15 protein-coding genes and 6 pseudogenes are annotated in these 21,539 nt (G+C 44.0%); 12 read left to right on the forward strand and 9 right to left on the reverse strand.

Annotated elements, in window-relative coordinates:
- The first annotated feature begins 86 nt into the window (after positions 1-86).
- The 6 genes and pseudogenes from ACLWMH_RS08340 to ACLWMH_RS08365 all read left to right on the forward strand — a co-directional run.
- Positions 87-2,477, forward strand: a complete 2,391-nt coding sequence (locus tag ACLWMH_RS08340; RefSeq protein ID WP_411916211.1) for an efflux RND transporter permease subunit — start codon at positions 87-89, stop codon at positions 2,475-2,477.
- Positions 2,477-4,261 (forward strand): ABC transporter ATP-binding protein, encoded by a 1,785-nt coding sequence (locus tag ACLWMH_RS08345; RefSeq protein WP_411916212.1) that lies wholly within the window; start codon positions 2,477-2,479, stop codon positions 4,259-4,261. The genes ACLWMH_RS08340 and ACLWMH_RS08345 overlap by 1 nt, the downstream gene beginning before the upstream one ends.
- Positions 4,254-5,978 (forward strand): ABC transporter ATP-binding protein, encoded by a 1,725-nt coding sequence (locus tag ACLWMH_RS08350; protein WP_411916257.1) that lies wholly within the window; start codon positions 4,254-4,256, stop codon positions 5,976-5,978. Before ACLWMH_RS08345 ends, ACLWMH_RS08350 begins: the two co-directional genes overlap by 8 nt.
- Before the next feature lie 22 nt (positions 5,979-6,000).
- Positions 6,001-6,786 carry an outer membrane lipoprotein-sorting protein gene (locus tag ACLWMH_RS08355; RefSeq protein WP_411916213.1) on the forward strand — a complete coding sequence of 262 codons (786 nt, stop codon included), beginning with the start codon at positions 6,001-6,003 and terminating at the stop codon, positions 6,784-6,786.
- Positions 6,786-8,045, forward strand: a complete 1,260-nt coding sequence (locus ACLWMH_RS08360) for a DUF1302 family protein (RefSeq protein WP_411916214.1) — start codon at positions 6,786-6,788, stop codon at positions 8,043-8,045. Before ACLWMH_RS08355 ends, ACLWMH_RS08360 begins: the two co-directional genes overlap by 1 nt.
- A 57-nt stretch (positions 8,046-8,102) precedes the next feature.
- Positions 8,103-8,388, forward strand: a pseudogene (locus tag ACLWMH_RS08365) (conjugal transfer protein TraG); the annotation flags it as partial.
- Positions 8,389-8,397: 9 nt separating this feature from the next.
- Here the strand turns inward: ACLWMH_RS08365 and ACLWMH_RS08370 are convergent.
- The 8 genes from ACLWMH_RS08370 to ACLWMH_RS08405 form a co-directional block, all read right to left on the reverse strand.
- Positions 8,398-8,637 (reverse strand): hypothetical protein, encoded by a 240-nt coding sequence (locus ACLWMH_RS08370; protein ID WP_411916259.1) that lies wholly within the window; start codon positions 8,635-8,637, stop codon positions 8,398-8,400.
- Positions 8,638-8,967: 330 nt separating this feature from the next.
- On the reverse strand, positions 8,968-10,695 hold the full coding sequence (locus ACLWMH_RS08375; RefSeq protein WP_411916215.1) for a GIY-YIG nuclease family protein: 1,728 nt from the start codon (positions 10,693-10,695) through the stop codon (positions 8,968-8,970).
- Positions 10,688-12,649, reverse strand: a complete 1,962-nt coding sequence (locus tag ACLWMH_RS08380) for a DEAD/DEAH box helicase (RefSeq protein ID WP_411916216.1) — start codon at positions 12,647-12,649, stop codon at positions 10,688-10,690. The genes ACLWMH_RS08375 and ACLWMH_RS08380 overlap by 8 nt, the downstream gene beginning before the upstream one ends.
- Positions 12,642-15,140, reverse strand: coding sequence for a type IIL restriction-modification enzyme MmeI (locus ACLWMH_RS08385; protein WP_411916217.1), 2,499 nt, complete (start codon positions 15,138-15,140; stop codon positions 12,642-12,644). The genes ACLWMH_RS08380 and ACLWMH_RS08385 overlap by 8 nt, the downstream gene beginning before the upstream one ends.
- Complete coding sequence (locus tag ACLWMH_RS08390) at positions 15,133-16,047, reverse strand: DNA cytosine methyltransferase (protein WP_411916218.1); 915 nt, start codon at positions 16,045-16,047, stop codon at positions 15,133-15,135. The genes ACLWMH_RS08385 and ACLWMH_RS08390 overlap by 8 nt, the downstream gene beginning before the upstream one ends.
- On the reverse strand, positions 16,034-16,948 hold the full coding sequence (locus ACLWMH_RS08395) for a DNA cytosine methyltransferase (RefSeq protein ID WP_411916219.1): 915 nt from the start codon (positions 16,946-16,948) through the stop codon (positions 16,034-16,036). Before ACLWMH_RS08395 ends, ACLWMH_RS08390 begins: the two co-directional genes overlap by 14 nt.
- Positions 16,949-17,251: 303 nt before the next feature.
- Positions 17,252-17,437, reverse strand: a complete 186-nt coding sequence (locus ACLWMH_RS08400) for a hypothetical protein (RefSeq protein WP_411916220.1) — start codon at positions 17,435-17,437, stop codon at positions 17,252-17,254.
- 27 nt (positions 17,438-17,464) lie between these two features.
- Positions 17,465-17,683 carry a TetR/AcrR family transcriptional regulator gene (locus tag ACLWMH_RS08405; RefSeq protein ID WP_411916221.1) on the reverse strand — a complete coding sequence of 73 codons (219 nt, stop codon included), beginning with the start codon at positions 17,681-17,683 and terminating at the stop codon, positions 17,465-17,467.
- A gap of 200 nt (positions 17,684-17,883) precedes the next feature.
- Between ACLWMH_RS08405 and ACLWMH_RS08410 the strand changes: the two are divergent.
- The 4 pseudogenes from ACLWMH_RS08410 to ACLWMH_RS08425 all read left to right on the forward strand — a co-directional run.
- Positions 17,884-18,108, forward strand: a pseudogene (locus tag ACLWMH_RS08410) (hypothetical protein); the annotation flags it as partial.
- Positions 18,106-18,291: pseudogene (locus ACLWMH_RS08415) on the forward strand (hypothetical protein); the annotation flags it as partial. The pseudogenes ACLWMH_RS08410 and ACLWMH_RS08415, both read left to right, overlap by 3 nt.
- A 22-nt stretch (positions 18,292-18,313) precedes the next feature.
- Positions 18,314-18,717, forward strand: a pseudogene (locus ACLWMH_RS08420) (PcfK-like family protein).
- Positions 18,714-19,153 (forward strand): annotated as a pseudogene (locus ACLWMH_RS08425) (PcfJ domain-containing protein); the annotation flags it as partial. The pseudogenes ACLWMH_RS08420 and ACLWMH_RS08425, both read left to right, overlap by 4 nt.
- Before the next feature lie 3 nt (positions 19,154-19,156).
- On the opposite strand, the pseudogene ACLWMH_RS08430 reads toward ACLWMH_RS08425, so the two are convergent.
- Positions 19,157-19,390 (reverse strand): annotated as a pseudogene (locus ACLWMH_RS08430) (transposase); the annotation flags it as partial.
- 122 nt (positions 19,391-19,512) lie between these two features.
- On the opposite strand from ACLWMH_RS08430, the gene ACLWMH_RS08435 reads away from it, so the two are divergent.
- Together ACLWMH_RS08435 and ACLWMH_RS08440 are read left to right on the forward strand one after the other, a co-directional pair.
- Positions 19,513-19,887: a BlaI/MecI/CopY family transcriptional regulator gene (locus tag ACLWMH_RS08435; protein WP_066042316.1), complete on the forward strand. Its 375-nt coding sequence runs from the start codon at positions 19,513-19,515 to the stop codon at positions 19,885-19,887.
- Positions 19,888-19,892: 5 nt separating this feature from the next.
- Positions 19,893-21,506: a TonB family protein gene (locus tag ACLWMH_RS08440; protein WP_411916222.1), complete on the forward strand. Its 1,614-nt coding sequence runs from the start codon at positions 19,893-19,895 to the stop codon at positions 21,504-21,506.
- Positions 21,507-21,539: the final 33 nt, after the last annotated feature.

Genomic DNA, 21,539 nt, shown 5'->3' on the forward strand with positions numbered 1-21,539 from the left:
TTTGAACAAAACGTTCTCCTGTTCTCTTTTGGACTATTGCCACTTAGGAGTAAAGACACTTCAAGATCAATATAACATGAAACGATATGAAAATAGAAAGAATTAACAATTGGTTTGCCTTACGTGGCAAAAGAATGATGCGTAATCGCTGGGTAGTGCTGGGAGGGTTTATCCTGATCCTTGCCATCGGCGTATCGGGACTTAGGTACTTCAAGGTAAGTGCCTCATGGGAAGACTACTTCCTCGAAGACGACCCGATGCTTGTCAAGACCGAAGAATTCAAGGAGATATTCGGGAATGACAACTTCGCAGCCGTGCTGACTAGGTGTGACAATTCGTTTACGAAAGACAATCTGGAGCTGATCCGTGAACTAACGAACGAGATGGTGGACAGCCTTTCGTACGCCGACAAAATCACCTCTCTTACTGACATCGAGTTTATGATGGGAGGCGAAGATGGTATCGCCATTGAGCAGATAGTCCCCGACACGATCCCTACGGATCCCAAGCAATTGGAAGAGATTCGTCGCAAGGCTTATATGAAACCTCACGTAGCAGAGCGATTAATTTCCAAAGATGGGACGCTTTCGTGGATTATACTCAAGCTACGTACTTTTCCCGAAGACTCTGTTTGGAATAAGGGGAAGAATCCTGTTTCTCCCGAGGTCCTTACGGGAAATGAACTAGATCATATTATCACCAAGGACAAGTACAAGGCACTTCATCCCAAAGGAACTGGGCTACCCTATGTGACAGCGATGAAAATGAAATGGATAGGGACGGAAATGCCACGTGTAATGGGTATCGCAACCCTCGTCTCCATTCTTATTCTCCTATTGGTGACACGTTCATTTAGAGGGGTCATCGTCCCTCTTCTCACCGCTATCAGCTCCATCATCGTGGTGTATGGGGTGCTGGGATATGTTGGTATGACCATAGACAGTGGTATGGTAATGATCCCTATGTTGTTGGTCTTTGCCGTTTCCATTGCATACAATATTCACGTATACTCCTATTTCAAGCGTAGGTTCCTCATTCATGGAATAAGGAAACAAGCCGTAGAGGAAACGGTAGGGGAAATGGGGTGGCCAGTGCTTTTCAGTGCACTCACCACTTTCGCTTCCTTGCTTTCATTCCTCGCCATTCCTATGCAGCCGATGCGTTTTATCGGAATAGCCTCCTCTTCGTGTGTGATGCTGTCATTCCTTTTCACCATTACCTTGATGCCCATTCTCCTCAGTTTTGGCAAGGACGGAAAGCCTCACCCCAAGGTGCAGGAGACTGGTGGAAGGTGGATGAATCAGAAGCTAGAAAGCTTAGGTAAGAGTGTACTCAGGCATGGCACTTTGATACTATGGCTCACTGGGATTATCTCTGTGGTTCTTATCTACCAACTCACCAAAATAGAGACGGCTTTTGATGTGGAGCGAACGATGGGACGAAAGATTGATTATGTCAACAACCTATTGGAGGTGGGGGAAAGCGAACTTGGGTCTGTTTATACCTACGATGTAATGATCGACTTCCCGGAAGATGGATTGGCAAAGTCTCCAACAATGCTACTGCAATTGGACTCCCTTGCACAGCATGCCGGTGGGTATAAGTTGACCAAACGAACGACCTCGGTATTGAATATACTCAAAGACCTAAATCAAACGCTCCATGACGGTAATCCTTCTTATTATACCATCCCCCATAACCCTGATGAGGTTGCACAGCTGTTGCTCCTTTACGAAAATGCGGGAGGTAGTGAAGCGGAGTATTGGATAGATTACGACTACCGCCGTCTTCGCCTGATGGTGGAGATGAATTCATACGATTCAGGGGAAACGGAGCGAGAGTTGAACGATATAATTGCTTACGCACAGAAGCTCTTTCCCAATGCAGCGGTCACGACCGTTGGAAGTATCCCACAGTTTACCGTAATGATGCAGTATATTGCACGCGGGCAAATGGTTTCGTTCGCCATTTCTCTCCTCATTATAGGTATACTGATGATGATCGTTTTCGGCAGTGTACGCATAGGACTTGTCGGTTTAATCCCTAATATCACCCCGGCACTGGTCGTTGGCGGACTAATGGGGTGGCTGGGCTATCCATTGGATATGATGACGGGCACTATTATGCCGATGATCCTCGGCTTGGCTGTGGACGATACCATACACTTCATCAATCATAGTCATCTTGAGTTTGACCGTAAGGGCAATTATAGGAATGCGATCCTTCGTTCATTCCACACCATTGGTACTCCAATCGTCTTGACAAGCGTAGTAATCTGTGCCAATTTCGCTGTATACACCACATCAGAGGGTCTCTCCTTTGTACATATGGGCATACTATCTGTGGCAGGGATCTTGTCGGCACTGCTTGCCGACCTCTTTGTGACGCCTATACTCATCCAGAAGTTCCGTCTGTTTGGCAAGGAGACGAACACTATCAAAAGACCAAATAAACAAACAAACATAATTGAATCATAATGAGTAATACAAACAAACAGAAGAAGCCGTCGGTATTGAAGCGATCACTCCACTACGCAGGTAAGAAAAGGTATATGCTTCCGCTGGCGATGGTTTTCTCGGCCCTCTCGGGTATTTTGGTGCTGATGCCTATGGTCTATATCCATAAGATTGTCAGCGGGATTATCTTGAGTGGTAGTGTCGATGGGGAAGCCATACGATACTACGCCATTCTGGCAGCAAGTTTTGCTGCAGCAGGAATGCTACTCTATTTCTGTGCATTAATGGTATCCCACCTCTTCGCTTTTGAGGTAGAGGCCAACATCATCAAACTCAGCGTGAAGAAGATGATGGCGAAACCTTTGGGCTTCTTTGCCAATCGTGAAAGTGGCAATCTCCGCAAGACGATTGTCGATGGGGCTGGAGAGACCCACACGATGCTGGCACATCAGTTGCCCGACCTCGCCATGACGATTGTTTCGCCCATAGTGCTATTGATCTTCTTCTTCCTTTTCGACTGGCGGCTTGGTCTAGTGAGCCTTGTTCCGATGGTCATAACCATGCTATTGATGGCGACTATGGCGACCCCAAAGAGCAAGAAGTTGCGGGAAGAGTATTACGAGGGACTTGCCAATCTTTCTGCCGAATCGGTAGAATACGTGCGTGGCATCCCAGTAGTAAAGACCTTTGCCCAGAGCGTGGAGAGCTTCGATCGTTTCTACTCACTCATCGTAAAGCTGAAAGATTTCGTAGTGCGGTGGAGCATGGGGTTCAAGAATAAGATGTCGCTGTACGAAGCCATTTCAAGCTCTACGGCATTCTTCTTGGTGCCTGTTGCCATTATGATGATCACCTCGGGGGGTGATATGCGAGAGGTGCTGGGTAATTCCGTTATCTATCTATTAATAGGGCCTGTGTTCGGGGTCTTTATGATGCGAAGTGCCACCATGCAAAACTTCATCTACTTCGCAGAGTTGGCGTTGGATAAGATTGACACAGCTTTGGATTATGAAGACCTCACTTACGGCGAAGCAACAGCTGTTGGAGAGGGCTTGGAGTTCAGAAACGTCTCCTTTTCATACGGAAAAGACAAAGTGCTGGACAATGTATCGTTTAAGGTGAACAAAGGTGAGACTGTTGCCCTGGTGGGAGCTTCAGGAGGAGGTAAGACCACCGTGGCGCGTTTGGCAGCTCGCTTCTACGATGCCGATGAGGGCGACATCTTCATTGGAGGCACCAGTATCAAGGAGTATAAGAAAGAGGCCTTGAGCCAAAAAGTAGCTTTTGTATTCCAAATGTCTAAGCTCTTTAAGATGAGCCTAAGGGAGAACTTATTGCTAGGTAACCCCAACGCCAGCGATGAGGAGATAGAGCAAGCTCTCGTCAGAGCTGGAGCCAAAGAGATTGTCGATAATCTAGAAAAGGGCTTGGATACCGTATACGGCACTAAGGGCACCTATTTTTCAGGTGGCGAAATCCAACGCCTTTCCATCGCAAGGGCTTTCCTGAAGAATGCCGACTTCGTGATACTTGACGAGGCAACCGCTTTTGCAGATCCCGAGAACGAGCATATCATTCAAGCCTCGTTCAAGGAGCTATCAAAGGACAAAACCACGCTGATGATTGCGCATAGGCTCTCCACGGTGATCAATGCCGATAGAATCCTAGTAATGGAGAATGGCAAAATCGTGGAAAGTGGTACGCATAACGAATTATTAACCCTAGGCGGTGTCTACAAAAAGCTGTGGAGCGAGTATCAAAAAGCCGCCAATTGGAGAATAGGAGGTGACTATGAAAATGAATAAGTTCTTTAAGCAAAAATACGCCATGTCGGAGCAGGGTGCGAAGAACCTGCAGAAGTCTATCTTCTCGCATACCATCCTAAATCTGACCAAGATGTTTCCGCCCACTATCGGATTTGTCTTTTTATTCCAATATTTGGGCAGTTTGGAGGGTATTCCTGCACCAGTAGAGCTGACCCTTGTAGACTATATCGTCATCATCTTAGTGATGCTGTTGGTGATGTTTTTTGTGGCAAGGTGGGATTACGTACGCCTTTACGACAATGTTTATAATGAGAGTGCCAACTCACGCATTGATATAGCCAACCGTCTGAAGAAACTGCCTCTCTCATATTTCGGCAAGCGTGATGTATCCGACCTCTCGGCGACGATGATGAGCGACCTGAATCTCTATGAGCAGATATTCTCACACTCCGTGCCGCATATCTATGCCACATCCATTTCCACGGTGATTATATCTGTAATGATACTTGCTTATAATTGGCAGCTCGGATTGGCGGCATTGTGGGTCATCCCCGTCTCGCTACTACTCTTTTCACTTTCCAAGAAGAAACAACGGAATGATGTGAATGCCTATGTGAAGACCAGTCGTGACGTGCTTGACGACTTACAAGAGCAGATTGACCAGATACAGGAGATTAAGTCCTATAATCTAGAAGAGCGGACACTGAACGAGTTCTACCACAAGATGGATGGTAATACTAGGAATAAGGTAAAGATGGAACTCTCCGCTGGTATTGCCACCGCACTGGCTGGTATGCTGATGAAGCTCGGAATCGTCTCGGTGGCGATTGTCGGTGCCAACATGCTGATTGCCGGACAAATCAATATTCTGGTCTATATCGCCTACCTCATCCTCACGGCAAGCATCTACGTGCCTATAGAGGGCATTCTGTCCTTTATGGCTATGATCGTGACACTCGATGGTGTGGTGGCACGTATCAAGGAGATCAAGACTATGCCTATTCAGGAGGGCAAACAAGAGATGAACCCTAGGGATTATAGTATAGATTTCAAAGATGTAGTATTCGGCTACGAGGATTATACCGTCATCAACGGCGTGAGCTTCACTGCGAAACAAGGCGAGGTGACAGCATTGATTGGGGCTTCTGGAAGTGGCAAGACCACGCTGACCAAGTTGGCCGCTCGCTTTTGGGACATACAGCAGGGCAAAATCCTGCTCGGTGGCGAGGATATTAGTCAGATAGATCCCGAAACACTGCTCAAGAACTACGCCATTGTCTTTCAGGATGTAGTGCTATTCAATGCCAGTATCAAAGACAACATTCGTATCGGCAAGAAAGGAGCAACGGACGAGGAAGTGACTCGTGTCGCCAAAATTGCCCGCTGTGATGAGTTTATCGATCGTATGCCTGATGGTATTGATACCGTCATCGGGGAAAACGGCGAGCGACTTTCTGGTGGAGAACGCCAGCGGATCTCCATTGCCAGAGCCCTCCTAAAAGATGCACCCATCATCTTGATGGACGAAGCCACGGCCTCGCTAGATGTGGAAAATGAAAGCCTAATACAAGAGGCTTTGTCGGAGCTGATCAAGGAGAAGACTGTCATTGTTATCGCTCACCGCATGCGTACCATTCGTGGAGCCAATAAGATCGTGTTGCTCCATCAAGGTAAGATTGAAGCAATGGGTACGGATGCAGAGTTGCGGGTGCAATCGGCTACCTACAGGAAGATGCTTGAAAAGTCAATGGGATAAAATCAACAACAAAATATCAATCATGATGAAAAGAATTATTTTAGCAAGTTTGGTGGTTTTGGCTTTTGCCGCCACTGCAATGGCTCAGACAGGCAGAGAGATTGCCCAAAAAGTAAAAGACCGTCCCGATGGCGATACCCGTCAATCGGAATTGGTCATGAAACTGGTCAATAAGCGTGGGGCAATACGCGAGCGGAAGCTTATCTCTTACTCCATAGACGTGGGAGCGGGGAAAAAAGACCGTAAGAGTATCATGTTCTTCCTATATCCCGGAGATGTAAAAGGAACGGGCTTTCTCACCTGGGACTACGACAATCCAGATAAAGACGATGACAGATGGCTCTACTTGCCCGCGATGAAGAAAACCCGCCGCATCAGTGGCTCTTCTGCCAAGCAAGATTACTTTATGGGCAGTGACTTCACCTATGATGATATGGGTAGTCGCAATGTAGACGAAGACTCCCACCAGTTGCTGGGCGAAGAGACTATTGGCGGACACAAGTGCTGGAAGCTGGAATACACGCCTAAAGACAAACGTGAGATCTACTCTAGAAAGGTGGCGTGGATTCGTCAAGACTGCCTTATCGCCGTTAAGGTGGAGTACTACGACAAGATGGGGAAGCTACACCGTCGCCTTGAATTGTCGGACATTGTGAAGGTTTCTGGTTTTTGGATTGCAAAAAAACTGCATATGACCAATGTTCAGACTAATCATCAGACGATTCTTGAGGTTAAGGATCCTAAGTTCAATACCCCTATGAACGAGGCTCAATTCAGTGTAAGCACCTTGGAAAAAGGCCGATTCTAATGACAGATACAACTAGTCATTCAGCAAAATTCTTGTTGCTGTTTATTCTCTTCTTGCCCCTGCATATCGCATGGGGTCAAGAAGAGGTGGCTTCATCGTGGCAAGTCAAAGGATTTGTGGATACCTATCATGCCGTCCGATCCGAAAAACCGAACAACTTTATGTCTTCGCGCACGAGAATAAGGGGAGAGATAGGTAAAAGTTTTGAAGGCTCTTCGCTTTTTGTCTCATTCAACGCAACTTACAATGCATTATTAAAAGAGCGTACAGGTTTTGAACTGCGGGAAGCGTATCTTGACCATAGAGATGACCATTGGGGCTTTCGCCTTGGGCGACAATTGGTCATTTGGGGGGCGGCAGACGGTGTGCGTATTACCGACTTGGTCTCTCCTATGGATATGACAGAGTTCTTGGCACAAGACTATGATGACATTCGGATGCCAGTCAATGCCCTACGCCTTTTCGTTTTTAACGATAAAATGAAATTGGAACTGCTTGCCGTGCCAACCTTTGAAGGGTATAAACTACCTACCGATGCAATAAATCCATGGTGCATTTTACCCAAAGATAGCCCACTGCCTATTGCCTGGGAAGAAAATGGGAGCCACCCCAGTCTTCATTTTGCCAATATCGAGTATGGCGGAAAGCTCTCTTTTACCTTGCCTGGAGTGGACTTTTCGCTCTCCGCATTGCATACGTGGAACAAGATGCCCGTGTTTACGTATCGCCCTACAGATACCCACATTGTCGTTTCTCCGCAATACTACCGAATGGGATTTTTCGGAGGAGACATATCCAAGCCTCTAGGGCAACTGGTATTACGAGGAGAAGCAGCCTTCAATGTGGGGAAGCATTTCAGCTATAGACCTGATGCGTCTGATCAGGAACAAAAGGGATTCAACACTGTGAATTATCTCGTGGGTATCGATTGGTATGCCCCCAAAGATTGGGTGGTGATGGCACAGTTTTCCTCTGAAAGCATCCTAAAGTACGAAGACCAGATTGCACAGCCGCGTCACAATTCACTCCTTACGCTCAATGTGTCTAAAAAGCTGTTGGATAACACTCTACAACTCTCCAACTTCACCTATTTCGACCTCAACCATAAAGGTTGGTTTAGTCGGTTTACTGCCGCCTATTCTCTGAATGACTTCATTCAGCTCTCTCTCGGGTATGATTGGTTTGGAGGCAATGAGGGCGTGTTCAGCACGTACAAAAACAATTCAGAAGTATGGGCGAAGGCAAAATATAGCTTTTAATCGAATGTGATGAGCAAAGCAAACGACACCTACTGAATAGCACAACAATAGAAACGCAACCCCACTCAGGGTATGTTCGTTGGAGCTGTCTCAGACAATTTTGACGAACGCATCGATCAGAAAATCTTCCACGCTGAGATCGTTGTGGATGTTGCCAAGGTCTCTGCTGAAACGAAAGCTTACCAGCCTATCCCCGTCATAGCGGACTTCACAAACGAAAATGGCTCCGACAGTCTGCGAAGCCAATTATCGCCAAGTTAAGCAAGAGGTGCTATCCCTCGTAGACTCTGAGACTGCTCGTATCAAAGCTGACCAAACACTCTCTCATCTGATTAAGGAGTAAATTGAGATGCTAGATGCCAATATCCCCAAGTAGCTTTTGAAGCATATTGCCCGAGGTTTGCACCAATCTAAAGTCAACTGTTTGATTCTCTAGGGACTTGATATCTGTCGTCTTGAAGTGACATAAAGCCTCTTGACGTGCTAAGATATCACGAACAGCGGATAGTATTTCTCCCTCTATTTGGTATTGCCCCGCCTCTACTGATAGGTATTTACCGCATCTACATAGTAGAGAAAGAAGACGTTGCATATCCCTGGAGAGTTAAAAGGAGGTCAATAGAGGTCTTTCAAACATAGTCTTAGACGGCTATACAAACTACATCGAATTACAGACCTTTCCACCTATGGGCAAGGAAACCTTACTCTACCTCAAGCGTTGTCTATAGAAGATAAAACAAGAGACAATGAGCGATAGTACAACGTATCAACCATATTATTGTATTGTATGTCATAAAATAATTATCCGCTATTGAAACAAAAGCGGATAAAACTGGTATGGCCTTCATGATTTCTTTTAGAACAGAGCCACTTACGGATGAAGGCAATTCATTTTTTAAGATCTGTTGCATTCATAAGTGCTTTATGATTTGTCAAAATTAAATACCACAACTTCCAGTTTAACTTCTCTGTGGCCATCTTGGGGCAAACCGAAGATGTAACTTAAAGATGTTTCATTATGCTTTCCGCAGGTGCGTTTGTAATATTGATGCTGTGTGACAGAATCCTCTATTACACTGATGACAGTAGTAAGGTCCGTTCCTTGGACAAAAACCATAAGTGCTGCATTGGTATCTCTCCAAGTAAGATATCTGTCAAACAGTTGGTTAATGGATTCCATGAAATGCTTTTTACCACGCCATATTTTACATTCGCCAATAAACAGATTGGAGCTATCTGTCGCATCTTTAAGTAGGATGTCCGTTTTCCCTATGTGATTGAAAGTTTCGGCTGTGGCGGTTACTGACTGAAATCGTCTTTCTAACATAGCGATAAAAACATCTCGAAGGGCTTCTTCATCCTTACCTTGATACAAGGATGGCTTCTGCTCCATGCTTTTTCCTATGAGATTAATTTCATTGATTATCTTCTCGTAAAGTTCTGCATCACCCAATTTTGGTTCAAGACTTGCACTTTTGGCGATGATTGATCGTGATGATGGGTCATATACATAACCAGCTATGGTTCTGTGGATGATTTTGTCAACGGCCTCTCCAATGACATTGATATTTACACAAAACCATTCACGCGGTGAGATAACAACGCCCCTGTCATCTGGGATGTTGATATTAAGTCGAACTTGGTCGAAGAAGGTATGCAACCTATCCTCTAGCTCACGGGGTTTGATATTATAGCACCTATAAACCTGCACGACTTCAACACCTGCATAAAGGTAGGTTGGTTCATTGACGGCATTTTTAATGCGGTCTGTTACAGATGTTGTTGTGCTCCCAATCTTATATACATCAGGAACGTTCCGCAATTTGGCGTGTTTGCTTTTAAGGACATAAACAAAGCCTCTTGCCTGATCGTTTTCTTCAATTCGTTCAGCAACAAGCTGTTCTTCGTCAAAGTCGGTTATAGCATAGCCTTCTTTTTGGAGAGCCTTGTCTAGTGAACGATATAACATATCGGACGTTGTCCCATTATCAAAAATGCAACACGTGCGACCATCAAAGCGTTGCCTATCACCACTTTTGAAGCGGTATAGGTTCGACTCGCCATCCACCGATTTTAAGTATACTATGACACCTCCCAAAACATAAAATTTGTCGGGGACCAAATCTTGTGGATGATAAACAGCCAATTTCCTTTTGCCTTCTTCCAAATCCTTATGCAGCGATTCGAACATTGGTCTGTAGGTGTCAAAGTCCTGACAGAACTTGCGCCGCGATATATACTCTGGCTGTATGCGGTCAGACTTTTGCACATGACTCATCTCAAAGATAGAACTATCGTAATCACCGGACAACAGATTTAAAGGATCGTCTCCCAAGATGTCTTCCAGAGTGATATTGGATATGCTTACCCCTTCCAAAAGTCCATACATATCAAACTCTTTTAGCTCTTTTACCATCTTAGAGTTATTCCGTATGGCTTCAAGACGGCAGAACAATTGAAATTCGTATATATCAGATGCCGACTTTTTAGGTTCACGCTCATGCTCTTCGAAGAAATTTACAATTTCCTCGAAGTTCTGTAATAGAACGGTTTGATTTGATCTTTGTTTAGCTTTAGGTTGCTTTTTCAACAAACCTAAAGGGTCGTTCTGAAACAAAAAGTCTATAAAATCAGAATTCTTTTCAGCCATGACTTTCCATTATTCTTCTCTTCGCGTAAAGTAGCACTTCTGCCAATCTACGCTCATATGGGTCGTTACTATCCAAATTGGGTTCTCTCTGCATCTTTTTGGCAAACTCAGTAACTTTTGGCCAAAAAGCCTTGGCCTCATCATCGGTTACATCAATTCGCATCGATTTGATGTATGCCTGAATAGAGCGGAAGACTCGGGCATCTAGAGATTTGGATAATACCTCGTATGCATCATGGAATGGGGTTACCGAATATATCAGGTCTATGTTTATGTCATTTACGTTAATTAGCCGGTTAGCAAATTCCAAAAACTTCTGACCATTAATATCCTTCACGTCCTTGTATGACAGAACGGAGTCTATCACAATGTACGTGCCCAATTCCTTAGATTCTTCTTCGTTTAAGTCGGGAAGTACCTCGCGAATAACCTTGGGAATTAGACCATTGTTAATTGTCTCAGCAGGTACATTCTGTCCGATTGCGTGTTGTACATCAGGATTCTGAAGAATTCTTGCCTTTAAATCCACAAGGTCATTCTCGATGATATCTTTTACCCTATCCGATTTAATTCCACGGAACCCTTCAATGAAAATGGTATGCCCGCTTCCATCATCGTTTTTGGAAGCTCCATCAGTTTCCCCTTCTGTAGAAGTTGAAGTCTCTTTTGGTTTGAAGTTATATTTGGGGGCTATAACTTCTTCCATTAACAATGATGCAGATATCGCTTTCAGTATATTGTTGACACTTTCAACGATTTCTTCACGATTAGCACTTGGCTCTGCTACGAGGTTGGTGAACTGTGCATGGGTCTTGTTCTTGCTGTCACGTGTGCATCTACCGATAATCTGAACGATTTCAGTCAAAGAACCTCGATAACCAATTGTTAATGTTGTCTCGCAGAAAGGCCAATCGAAACCCTCTTTAGCCATACCCAAAGCAATAATAATATCCATATCTTCGGGCTTTTTGATAGCCCTTAGATAAGACATGATTTTTTCACGCTGCTCATAGTCTGTATCGTTCACCAAGTCAGCAACACGCAATTCCCGTCCATCACTAGAACATATGTGATAGACACCGAAGTCATCAGTATATTGGTAAGTTCCAATACAGCCAAGTATTTGGTCAACCTCCATTATTTTTTCACCCGTTGATTCTGACGAATTTACATTAGGGATGTAGATAATTGTCTTTTTCGACAAGTCCAAGACCTCAGAATCTTTCAGGGCTTCAAAATACACTCCATTGTAGAAATGGAAACCAATCCCGAGGGATTTCAGATATTGATAACCATTCAGTTGCTCGTAATAGTTGTATGTGACTTTCTCAAACCTCCGTTCATCACTAGGACTCAAGACGGCAACGCAATCACCACGGAAATATGACCCTGTCATTGCCAGGACGTGAGCATTAGTATCGGCCATTATAGCCCTGATAAGTTCGCCTAGTTTACTATCTGCCTCTGCTGACACATGATGAAACTCATCGATGGCCAAAAGGCAATCGTTGAATTTCTGGCAACCTATTTTTTCATAGGCGAACCTCAGTGTCGAATGGGTGCATAGAAGTACTGACGCATTTTCATCCTCCATAAAGGCAGCAAACGCTTTTGTCTTCATTGGCTCAACGCCCGGCGAACATAGGTCGTATTTCTGAGATATCACCCAGTCCGAGTGGAAACCATTTGCTTTGAGTTTGGTGCTGCAAAATGACTTCCCGATTGAACGCTCAGGAACTGCTACAATGACCTTTTTTACCAGACCCTGTTTGAGCTTCTCTATGGCTACAAACATAAGAGCCCTTGATTTGCCTGATGCAGGGGGAGCTTTCAGCAAAAGATACTGAGAAGCATATTTCTCATATATTCTCTGCTGCATTTCGCGCATTCCCATAGCGTTTGTTGTTACGCTACTACCATTCCTGTCGTATGTCGTATTGAAGATATTATTCATTGTCTATAAGCGTATTATACATGTTTTTTAACCACATCAACCTTTCTCCGTTTGAAGAAAAAGGTTGGTTCCTGTAGTATGAATCCACGGTATCATCTATCAATTTATGAACCCGAACTAATTCAGGCGGCATATTCAAGTACATGTCGGCTAATGATTTGTCGCAATACTTTTCCCTCACCTCAAGTAGCGTTCTTGATAGATTTCTTAACGTAGATATTTGTTTGGATGTCAAGTCTGGAACAGGAAAAGTATTATAGCATAGTGCGCTTGAATACCTTGGACGTGTTTCATGCCCTCCACAGGCATTCTTAGCCCAGACTTCATGCATCCGAGATTCCAAAAGTGCTAATAGCCATATATCGCAGTCAAAAACAACGCTAACATTATTATTAACGATAGCATTGGTCCCAAGAATGCCCATCTGAAAATATTGGCGGTTTTCAGATGTAACACAAGGCACAATTAACGAGACCTTTCCTTTACTTGTAGTTCGGTCCTCCCTAAACTTATGTGGATTCGCTTTGCTCTTATCTGAAGAGGTTGAACTTGGCTTATGGCGTTGTTGGCGTACTTGCTCTATTCTGTCAGCGATTCCTTGTATCTGTTTGGCTTCTTCTAATTCATTGTCTGTTATCCACAAAACCCATTTCGGTTTTCCTTTAACGAACTCCTCGCCTCCATACAGAGGTTTAATGAATTTGGTTGCTTCCGGATATGCGTCCAGGAGAGCATCTAATTCGGTTGACGTGAATGTCAAGAAAGTAGCCCCATCTGGCATATTGCCCTTGCACATATGTGGCAATAATGGTGACAGTGGTGTTGTCCGGCGCTTCACACGTATATCAATATCGGGCAAAAGACTCGCGCCGATTTCTTGACAGCGGAACTCTTTGCCTCCTTCAAATAGATACTTCCTTGACAACCGCCCCTTTGTGCCAATTCCAATAATAACAACAGTTACGCCACTATTGTCATTGGATGTCTTCCATTTAAAAGACCTATGTGCAAAGATGTATTCACAACCAGCTTCATTTATTTTGTCTAGAATGAAAGTTGATTGTGTACCCTGTGACACCGAATTCGTAAGAACAAACGCAGCCTTTGCAGAAGTGCCAGAAATAAACCTGGCAGCTTTCATAAGCCATGCTGAACAATAATCGGCACTATTTAGTTGTTCGCTTTTGAAGATACGCAACATAGCCTGTTTTGCAGACGCTGGAATCCTATTGTTGCCCTTAAAATCAGGGCTTCCAACAACATACATGAAATCTGCATCTGCAGGGCGGACATAATTTTCCCATGGAGTATTTAGTTCATCTCCAACGTGAATAGCCAACTGATGGTATGTGTCCTGTATCGAATCTGTGCTTAGAAGTCCGAGACGTTTCAGCTCAGAACTATGCACAAATGTAAGTGCTAGACGGGAAAGTTCTCGCGTCAGTTCATTGGACACTAGTCCTATAAACTGGTCAATATGCAAGGGGTCTCCACATGTGATATCGAATTTGGTCTCAATGTCGCGCAATTGTTGAAGCAAACCGTTGTAGGAAGCGACCAAATAGCAACCAGGGCCATTGGTCGGGTCCAAGACTCTTGTATCGTATATTTCTGTTACAACTTGGGACACATTTTCTGTGGTAGATTCATTCGCCTTCCGTTGCATCTCATTTAGGAATAATGGTTGCAACAGCTTTTCTACATTTATAAATGAGGTTTGATGCCCATACAATCCAGCCTCATTCTTACCTGTCATCTTATAGATTAACGAGGTAAGGAATTCGGCATCAATCAAATTCGTGTCAAATTGTAGTATCGCAAAGATATACTTATATACATCGTTGCTCAATAGTAAGCCCCGTGTATTATCCGTAACAAAGGGACACTTCCATTCAAAGAACAAATCAAAGACCTTGGATAGCTTTTCTTTATCACTGTTATTATAACCCTTGATACTTTCTTGTACCTGTGACATCTCTAGCAAAGTGCTAAAATGTGCCATATAGAGAAGAGAGAAAATGAAGCAACGTGTGTTTTCCTCATCGTTGCCATTCAATATTAATTCTCGGTACAATGATTCCACGAGGCTGTCAAGTTCTAAGGTACTATAGTGATCATTGCGATTTATATCCCAACTTTGCAAAGGAGCCAGATAGTTGATATATGTAGCAACATCCACATAGTCGCATATAACCCTACCAATATATTCATTGGTAATGATAATCTGACGTGTGGTGAACACAATTAGTAAAGGCATAGTCCGTTTGGCAGAGATATACTCTTCCGCCGACACCATGTCTTCAGTACAATACACAACAGCACGTCGATATACGTAAAATGGCCCGCTTTCACCTTGGTCTATTTTAGAGGTAATTTTAGCGATGGTTGTTTCAAGTATACCGAATGCAGAAAGCAGTTTAGAAACTGCTTTCGCATAACCTTGAAATTCAAAGTTTTCCAAGCGTTGTCTTATGGCGTTCTCGTCAATCATAATCCATCATGTATCTTATGATTCGCTTTGCAATATATTCAGCCATCTTGACAGGCACAGCATTGCCAATAGCTTGCTCTATATCTGTTTTAGCTCCTACAAATATAAACTCTGCAGGGAATGTCTGCAAATAACTCCGCTCTTTTGATGTAAGAGAGCGAACAAGATTGATGTCTCTTGTTTTATCTGCGGGATGGAATTGATAGCTAGAAGGAATCGGTCTATTTACGCCTCTAATAGTTGCACTTGACTCATCAATAGAGAATATGGCTCTTCGTGCATAACTACGTGGGTGCATATAGTAATATTCTGTATCCAAAGGAGAATCCTTTAGATATTGTCTCACTGTCATGCGTTTCTCCGTAAGTCCCCTTAACAAACTGGGCATGAGGAAATCATCGGGGGCGCCAAGCTTTCCGATTACAAAATATCGTTTCCTCTTTTGAGGAACCCCCATATAACTGGCGTCCCATATTCGTTTTGTTATGCCATATCCAGCTTTTCGGAAGTTTGATACGGCTTGAGCAAACACGGGAGATTTCTCTATATTATACACATTCTCCATGACGAACCAACGAGGCTTAACCGCTGAAATAATATTACTATATATCAGGGTTAGATTGGCACGTTTACCTTCAAATTCGCGTTTGCCCGCTATGGAGAAGTCTTGGCATGGTGGCCCTCCTATGATTATGTCCGGGTTTGCAGCCACAAGTTCTTCGCTTATATTCTTTTGAGACAAATCAACCTTGTAAATAGGGTGCTGGAAATTCTCCTTATATATATCTATGGCTGCTTGCCAAAAATCATACGCTGCAATAACCTCAAATCCTGCATTTTGGAATCCGAGACTCATTCCACCGCACCCGGCGAAGAGGTCTATTAGTCGATAGTTATTTTTTGCCATTGATATACTGTTTTAGGCATCGTGCAATATACTCTGCCAATTTTACAGGCACAGCATTCCCTATTGCAAGATTTAAGTTTGTCTTGCAGCCTTCGCCCCAATCAAAATCGCGTGGAAATGTTTGTATCCAGCTACGTTCTTGAGGCGTAAGTGTTCGAATAGATGGATTTAATGGAATTGGATCATTAGGGTGTCCAGAATATCCAGATGGGACAGGCCTATCTACGCCTCTAATAGTCATAGATGGCTCGTCAATACTGAATATGCCACGTCGTGAATAGGAACGTGGAACTCTGAAATAATATTCAAATCCCAACGAATCTCCAAAATAATCCCTCAATGTCATACTCTTTTTGCTCTGTCCTTCTAATAGGAGGCTGTCTAAGAAACCATCATTCTCGTTCAGACCACCTATGACGATGTATCGCTTTCTTTTTTGAGGTACACCGCATTTACTCGCATCCATTACCATGCGAGTTATTCCGTAGCCAGCTTCTTTGAACATGGATAAGACAATTCCCAATTTCTCACTCTTTTGTATATTGGGAACATTCTCCATTAGAAAGAATTGCGGTCGAATCCGTGTTATAATTTCGGCATACTTAATAGTGAGTTGAGCGCGGCCAAGATTCTCGTTCCTATGTCCGGCACTTGAATAGTCTTGGCAAGGAGGCCCACCGATAATCACATTGGATCTAAATGCCTCCATATCACTCAGATCATCAATATCATTTAAGTCACGCTTGTAAATAGGGTGATCAAAGTTGCGTTTATATATGGCTATTGCTTCATCCCAAAAATCATAAGCGGCAGCTATCTCAAAGCCTGCATTTTGAAAGCCGAGAGATAAACCTCCGCATCCAGCGAATAGGTCAATAACACGTATCGTTTTTTTTGCCATTGCTATTAGTCTTATTTATCCACAATCAAATCTTTCATTTCCATAGATAGGATAGAGGCTATCTTCTTTAGAACTTCAAGCGTTGGCTGTTGCCTGTTTGAATTGTCGTTCCCTGAAAATGGTTAACTTATTTTTTTGGCTGAAACGGATATCGGTTGACATCGTTTTTGTCATCAAACTAGAATGAATTGCTTGACTTTTCAAAGATACTGATTTTAGTTGACTCAGGCAATTTGGGGTAGATTTTCTCTCTCTGCTTCTCTGAATAATATGTTGGATTGTGCTTAGGGTGCGATCCATTTTTTATAGGTATGAGTTGCATTTCTTAATTGAATATTCGTACTGGCTCGCTAGAAGCTTGACAGAGTAGCCATTTATGTAATAGCGCTTGAGTGCCTCAAGCCGTTCGACCATTGTGGTATGTCCTTTGCTTGGGCGATTTGTTGATCCCTGTGCGGGCTTAGACTTTGTGTCTTTTGTCTGTTTCATTGTACTCATAATTAGGTTAGTTACGAGTCAACTTTTTTCAGGGTAAGACAGTTCAAAGACGAATTTGTCAATGACCGCTCTGTATAGCCCTTCTTTGTTCTTTACCTTATAGTATATAGCTCCTCTAGACAATCCGATTATTTCTTCCAAATCCGCCGTAGTGACATCCGCATACTCCTTCACCAAAAAGAGTTTGAATGCCCCAACGAGTATTTGATTCCTACGTTCTTCACTCTTACTTATCATCGCTTAGTACTACTGTAATAATGTTCCTTCTGAGTGCCAAGTTTGACATAAAAAATCAAACTACCCAAACTACCAAATCTTGGGCGAATTTTCTTTTTCATCACTTCCTTTCCTTATAATTCTCTGGAACTTAGAAGAGGTGATTTTAGCCTATATATTTGCTGTCTGAAAGGTATTATTCAAATCAAACAGAGTGATTTATGGAAGCAAATAGCAATGACAACTACGTGTTGGTTTTAGAGGATCGCACCGAAGTAAAGAACCAGTAAGAAGCGGGGAAGCTCACCATCGTTTCGGGGATTGATGATAAGGGCAAGCTCAAAACAACTGAGCCACTTGAAGCTAATCAGGCAACTTTTCTGAAGTTCAACAGCAAAGATGGACTGCTGAAGAACTTTATGACCAACTTTCTCAAGCAGTTCAACAATACCTACTTCCGCTCTGCCGTACCGCTACAAGGATGGCGATTTGACTTCATCGATGTATTGAAGAAGTACCTCGTCAATCAATATGGACAGTGGGCAGAGTACTATGCTCCCGACCGCACCAGCCTACGCAACTACCTCTATGGACCTATCAACCAAATCGTAGAGATACCCAAGCATTAACAGCACTAATACCGATAAGACAATGAAAGGAACAGAACAATTTACCCGAACGATAGCCGAATACCTTAATGGACGTGCGATGACAGACCCTTTGTTTGCACCCAATCTACAGAAGCCCCATAAGAACATAGAGGAGTGCATTCTCTACATCTTGAGTGAGGTGCAAAGAAGTGGTTGTAATGGCTTTGCTGATGAGGAGATATAGAGGTTGACAAAGTAGCTGGTTGCAATGTTGTGGTCAATCACGTTGTAGAACTCTCCGAAGAAGAGAAAAAGCAAGCACGGCAGGAAGCTATCAAGCAATACCAACAAGAGGAACTTGTCAAATTGCAGAAGCGAAGCGAGCGACCCAAGAGAACTGAAAGAACCGAGACAACATCTTCTACACAATCCCAGCCCACACTATTTGACACCCTTGCCCTATGAAACCTAGGAACAAGTTTGAGAAAGCCGTAATGGCACTGAGTACGAGACTATGCCCGATAACAAAAGCACAGCATCAGTGGGCATTCCGAGAGTGCATCGACCTCTTTGCCTTCCGCTTACCTAAAGGTCGTACGACTTGTATGGATTGTGGTTATAGTGGATGTTGGAGCAGCCTATAGATACTTGCACTTGCCCTCAATGTAGGGCAAGTCTGCAAGTCAAGACAACAAGAGCGCGGAAGTTACAACAGAAGCAGTACTTCACGCTCCTAACCACTTGTGGGGCGTATCAAGTGTTGCGAATGTTTCTCCTTGTTGTAGGTATGGAGAAAGGTTGCAGAGCAAAGACCTCGGTCATTGAGATTGGTCATTATTGGTGGAACGATGCGGGAAGACAAGCTCTAGTAGCCATACTGCGAACTTTTGGACATTATATTGGTTCATCCGAGATTTTGTGTGATGACCTGATCGTGGAGAGCATAAAGTCTTAGTTGAAAGTAGTCCACATCTCTGTATCCGTAGGCAATCCTTTTGAGGACTTTGATCTTGTTATTGATCCCTTCGACCACCCCATTGGAAATGGGGTGATCATACCAATTTAGAATGCCCCATTGATAGAACCGGATGGTTTTAGCGATTTGTTTGACATGTCTAACACCCGAATCGTCTGCTTGTTCGAGCCACTTCTAGCGATGTAGGATAAAAATATTGGGTGAAAGTTTGTTTATCTACGAAATTGTCGTAACTTTGCTACGAATAAATCGTAGCAAGGATATTGATCGTAGATAACAACAATATGAGTGAGCTAAACTTTCTAAACGGACTATCCCCTCTCGAGGAGGATTTTATGCGTGCACTATGGCATATTGGAGAGGGAGAGATAAGCGATGCTATCCCCCTGATGGAGCATTCGGATACTCCCTACACCACGGTGGCTTCGGTGGTCAATAAACTGGAGAGCAAAGGGTATGTTACTCGTACGGGGAAGCGACGTGGACACCTCTATGCCCCTTTGGTAAGCCTAGAGGAGTACACCGACAAGACCATCAAATACATTGTTGCCAACTTCTTCAAAGGCTCGTACAAAAGTCTGGTACAGCACTTTGCACAGGAGGAGAAGGTAAGCAAGGAGGAGATCTCAGAGATTTTGAAACTAATTGAAGAGGAGTAAGTGGTATGATGATTTGGTTGAAATATCTAGGGCTGTCGGGGATAGGGATTGCTCTCTTTTATCTCCTCGGAGTGGTATTGCTCCGCAAAAGCACTCTACTCCGAGCCAAGCGGTGGTATTACCTTCTCGCCATCGTTTTTAGCCTTTTGCTCCCTCTGTTCTCTTTAGCAGTACCAGAAAGGGAGGTAGAGGAGGCACAAGACAAGCTACTCCCCAGTTTCACCATTGTGATAGAGGAGGAACCAACCATCACTGCACCTGCTACAAAGAGAAACACTATTGACTGGACCAGAGTGCTGATGGCAACTTGGGCTATTGGTGCAGCAAGTACGCTGATCTGGCTCACCTCTGGCGGGTACAAACTCTATAGATTATGCCGTACTTCCACGAAGCGCGAGCTCAGTCACAACGCCACACTTTATGAGGTAGATGAAGAGCTAGCCCCCTTCACGATTGGCAGGGCGATCTTTATCCCCAAGTCATTATCACAAAGCGATATCACACCCACTATTCTGTCGCATGAGCTGGAGCACATCAGGCAGAAGCACTATTGGGATATCATCATTAGTACGGTGCTGCAGCCCTTACAGTGGTGGAATCCATGTGCGTGGGGATTGCTCCAACAACTGCGCACTAACCTTGAGTACCTAGCAGACCAAGGGGTGTTGCGAGAGGGAAGAGATCGAAAGACCTACCAGTACCAGTTACTGGAGTGTACACTAGGCCGAAAGGTAGAGCTACCCTCGCTCTCATTTTCTATGCAAAACCTAAAGAAACGAATCATAATGATGAACAGCAAGAACAGAACCAACAAGAAACTAGCCATAGTTTACGCACTTTCGGCCCTTCCAGTACTTGCCTTTTTGGCACTCGGTACTCAGATGGTCACCATCAAGCAAGCCCAAGCAAGCACCATCACAGAAGTGGCTCCGCCACCAACCGAAGACAAAGTCTTTGAAAAGCAAGATGTACTACCTGAATTTCCAGGAGGTGGAAAGGCAATGATGCAGTGGATCAGTCAAAATATGCAATACCCAAAGAATGCTGTAGACGGCAATATCGAGGGACGTGTAATCGTCTCATTTATTGTCGAAAAGGATGGCTCTATCTCCAATGTCGAGGTAAAGAAAAGTGTCCACGAGTTACTAGACAAAGAGGCACTAAGAGTGATCAATGCCATGCCTAAGTGGAAACCAGGCATGCAAGATGGACAACCGGCAAGAGCCCGCTTCTTTGTTCCAATCAGCTTCAAAACCCAACAATCTGCAGAGGTTAAGGAAAAGGTCTTTGAGTACCTAGATGATATGCCTGAGTTTCCAGGCGGACAAAAGGCAATGATGGAGTGGCTCGGCCAAAATATCCAATACCCAAAGGAGGCTGTTGACGGCAATATCGAAGGGCGTGTGATCGTCACATTCATCATCGAGCAGGATGGCTCCGTCTCCAATGCCAAAGTCATTAGGGGCATAGATGAGTCACTAGACAACGAGGCGCTAAGAGTGGTCAATGCGATGCCCAATTGGAAGCCAGGTATGCAGGATGGCCAGCCAGCAAGAGCCCGCTTTACCATCCCTGTCAGTTTCAAGCTCCCTAGGTCTACCCCAGCACCAACCAAATAACTTTAAGAGACTATTGCACAAAGTCGATCTGCT

The organism is Porphyromonas miyakawae, from assembly GCF_045865415.1.
Taxonomy (GTDB): Bacteria; Bacteroidota; Bacteroidia; order Bacteroidales; family Porphyromonadaceae; genus Porphyromonas; species Porphyromonas miyakawae.

Coding starts and splice junctions, on each gene's coding strand:
- ACLWMH_RS08440 (WP_411916222.1), top strand. CDS start 19,893: ATGATGATTTGGTTGAAATATCTAGGGCTGTCGGGGATAGGGATTGCT.
- ACLWMH_RS08350 (WP_411916257.1), top strand. CDS start 4,254: ATGAATAAGTTCTTTAAGCAAAAATACGCCATGTCGGAGCAGGGTGCG.
- ACLWMH_RS08375 (WP_411916215.1), bottom strand. CDS start 10,695: ATGGCTGAAAAGAATTCTGATTTTATAGACTTTTTGTTTCAGAACGAC.
- ACLWMH_RS08405 (WP_411916221.1), bottom strand. CDS start 17,683: ATGATAAGTAAGAGTGAAGAACGTAGGAATCAAATACTCGTTGGGGCA.
- ACLWMH_RS08380 (WP_411916216.1), bottom strand. CDS start 12,649: ATGAATAATATCTTCAATACGACATACGACAGGAATGGTAGTAGCGTA.
- ACLWMH_RS08435 (WP_066042316.1), top strand. CDS start 19,513: ATGAGTGAGCTAAACTTTCTAAACGGACTATCCCCTCTCGAGGAGGAT.
- ACLWMH_RS08340 (WP_411916211.1), top strand. CDS start 87: ATGAAAATAGAAAGAATTAACAATTGGTTTGCCTTACGTGGCAAAAGA.
- ACLWMH_RS08400 (WP_411916220.1), bottom strand. CDS start 17,437: ATGAAACAGACAAAAGACACAAAGTCTAAGCCCGCACAGGGATCAACA.
- ACLWMH_RS08360 (WP_411916214.1), top strand. CDS start 6,786: ATGACAGATACAACTAGTCATTCAGCAAAATTCTTGTTGCTGTTTATT.
- ACLWMH_RS08390 (WP_411916218.1), bottom strand. CDS start 16,047: ATGGCAAAAAATAACTATCGACTAATAGACCTCTTCGCCGGGTGCGGT.
- ACLWMH_RS08355 (WP_411916213.1), top strand. CDS start 6,001: ATGATGAAAAGAATTATTTTAGCAAGTTTGGTGGTTTTGGCTTTTGCC.
- ACLWMH_RS08395 (WP_411916219.1), bottom strand. CDS start 16,948: ATGGCAAAAAAAACGATACGTGTTATTGACCTATTCGCTGGATGCGGA.
- ACLWMH_RS08370 (WP_411916259.1), bottom strand. CDS start 8,637: ATGCAACGTCTTCTTTCTCTACTATGTAGATGCGGTAAATACCTATCA.
- ACLWMH_RS08345 (WP_411916212.1), top strand. CDS start 2,477: ATGAGTAATACAAACAAACAGAAGAAGCCGTCGGTATTGAAGCGATCA.
- ACLWMH_RS08385 (WP_411916217.1), bottom strand. CDS start 15,140: ATGATTGACGAGAACGCCATAAGACAACGCTTGGAAAACTTTGAATTT.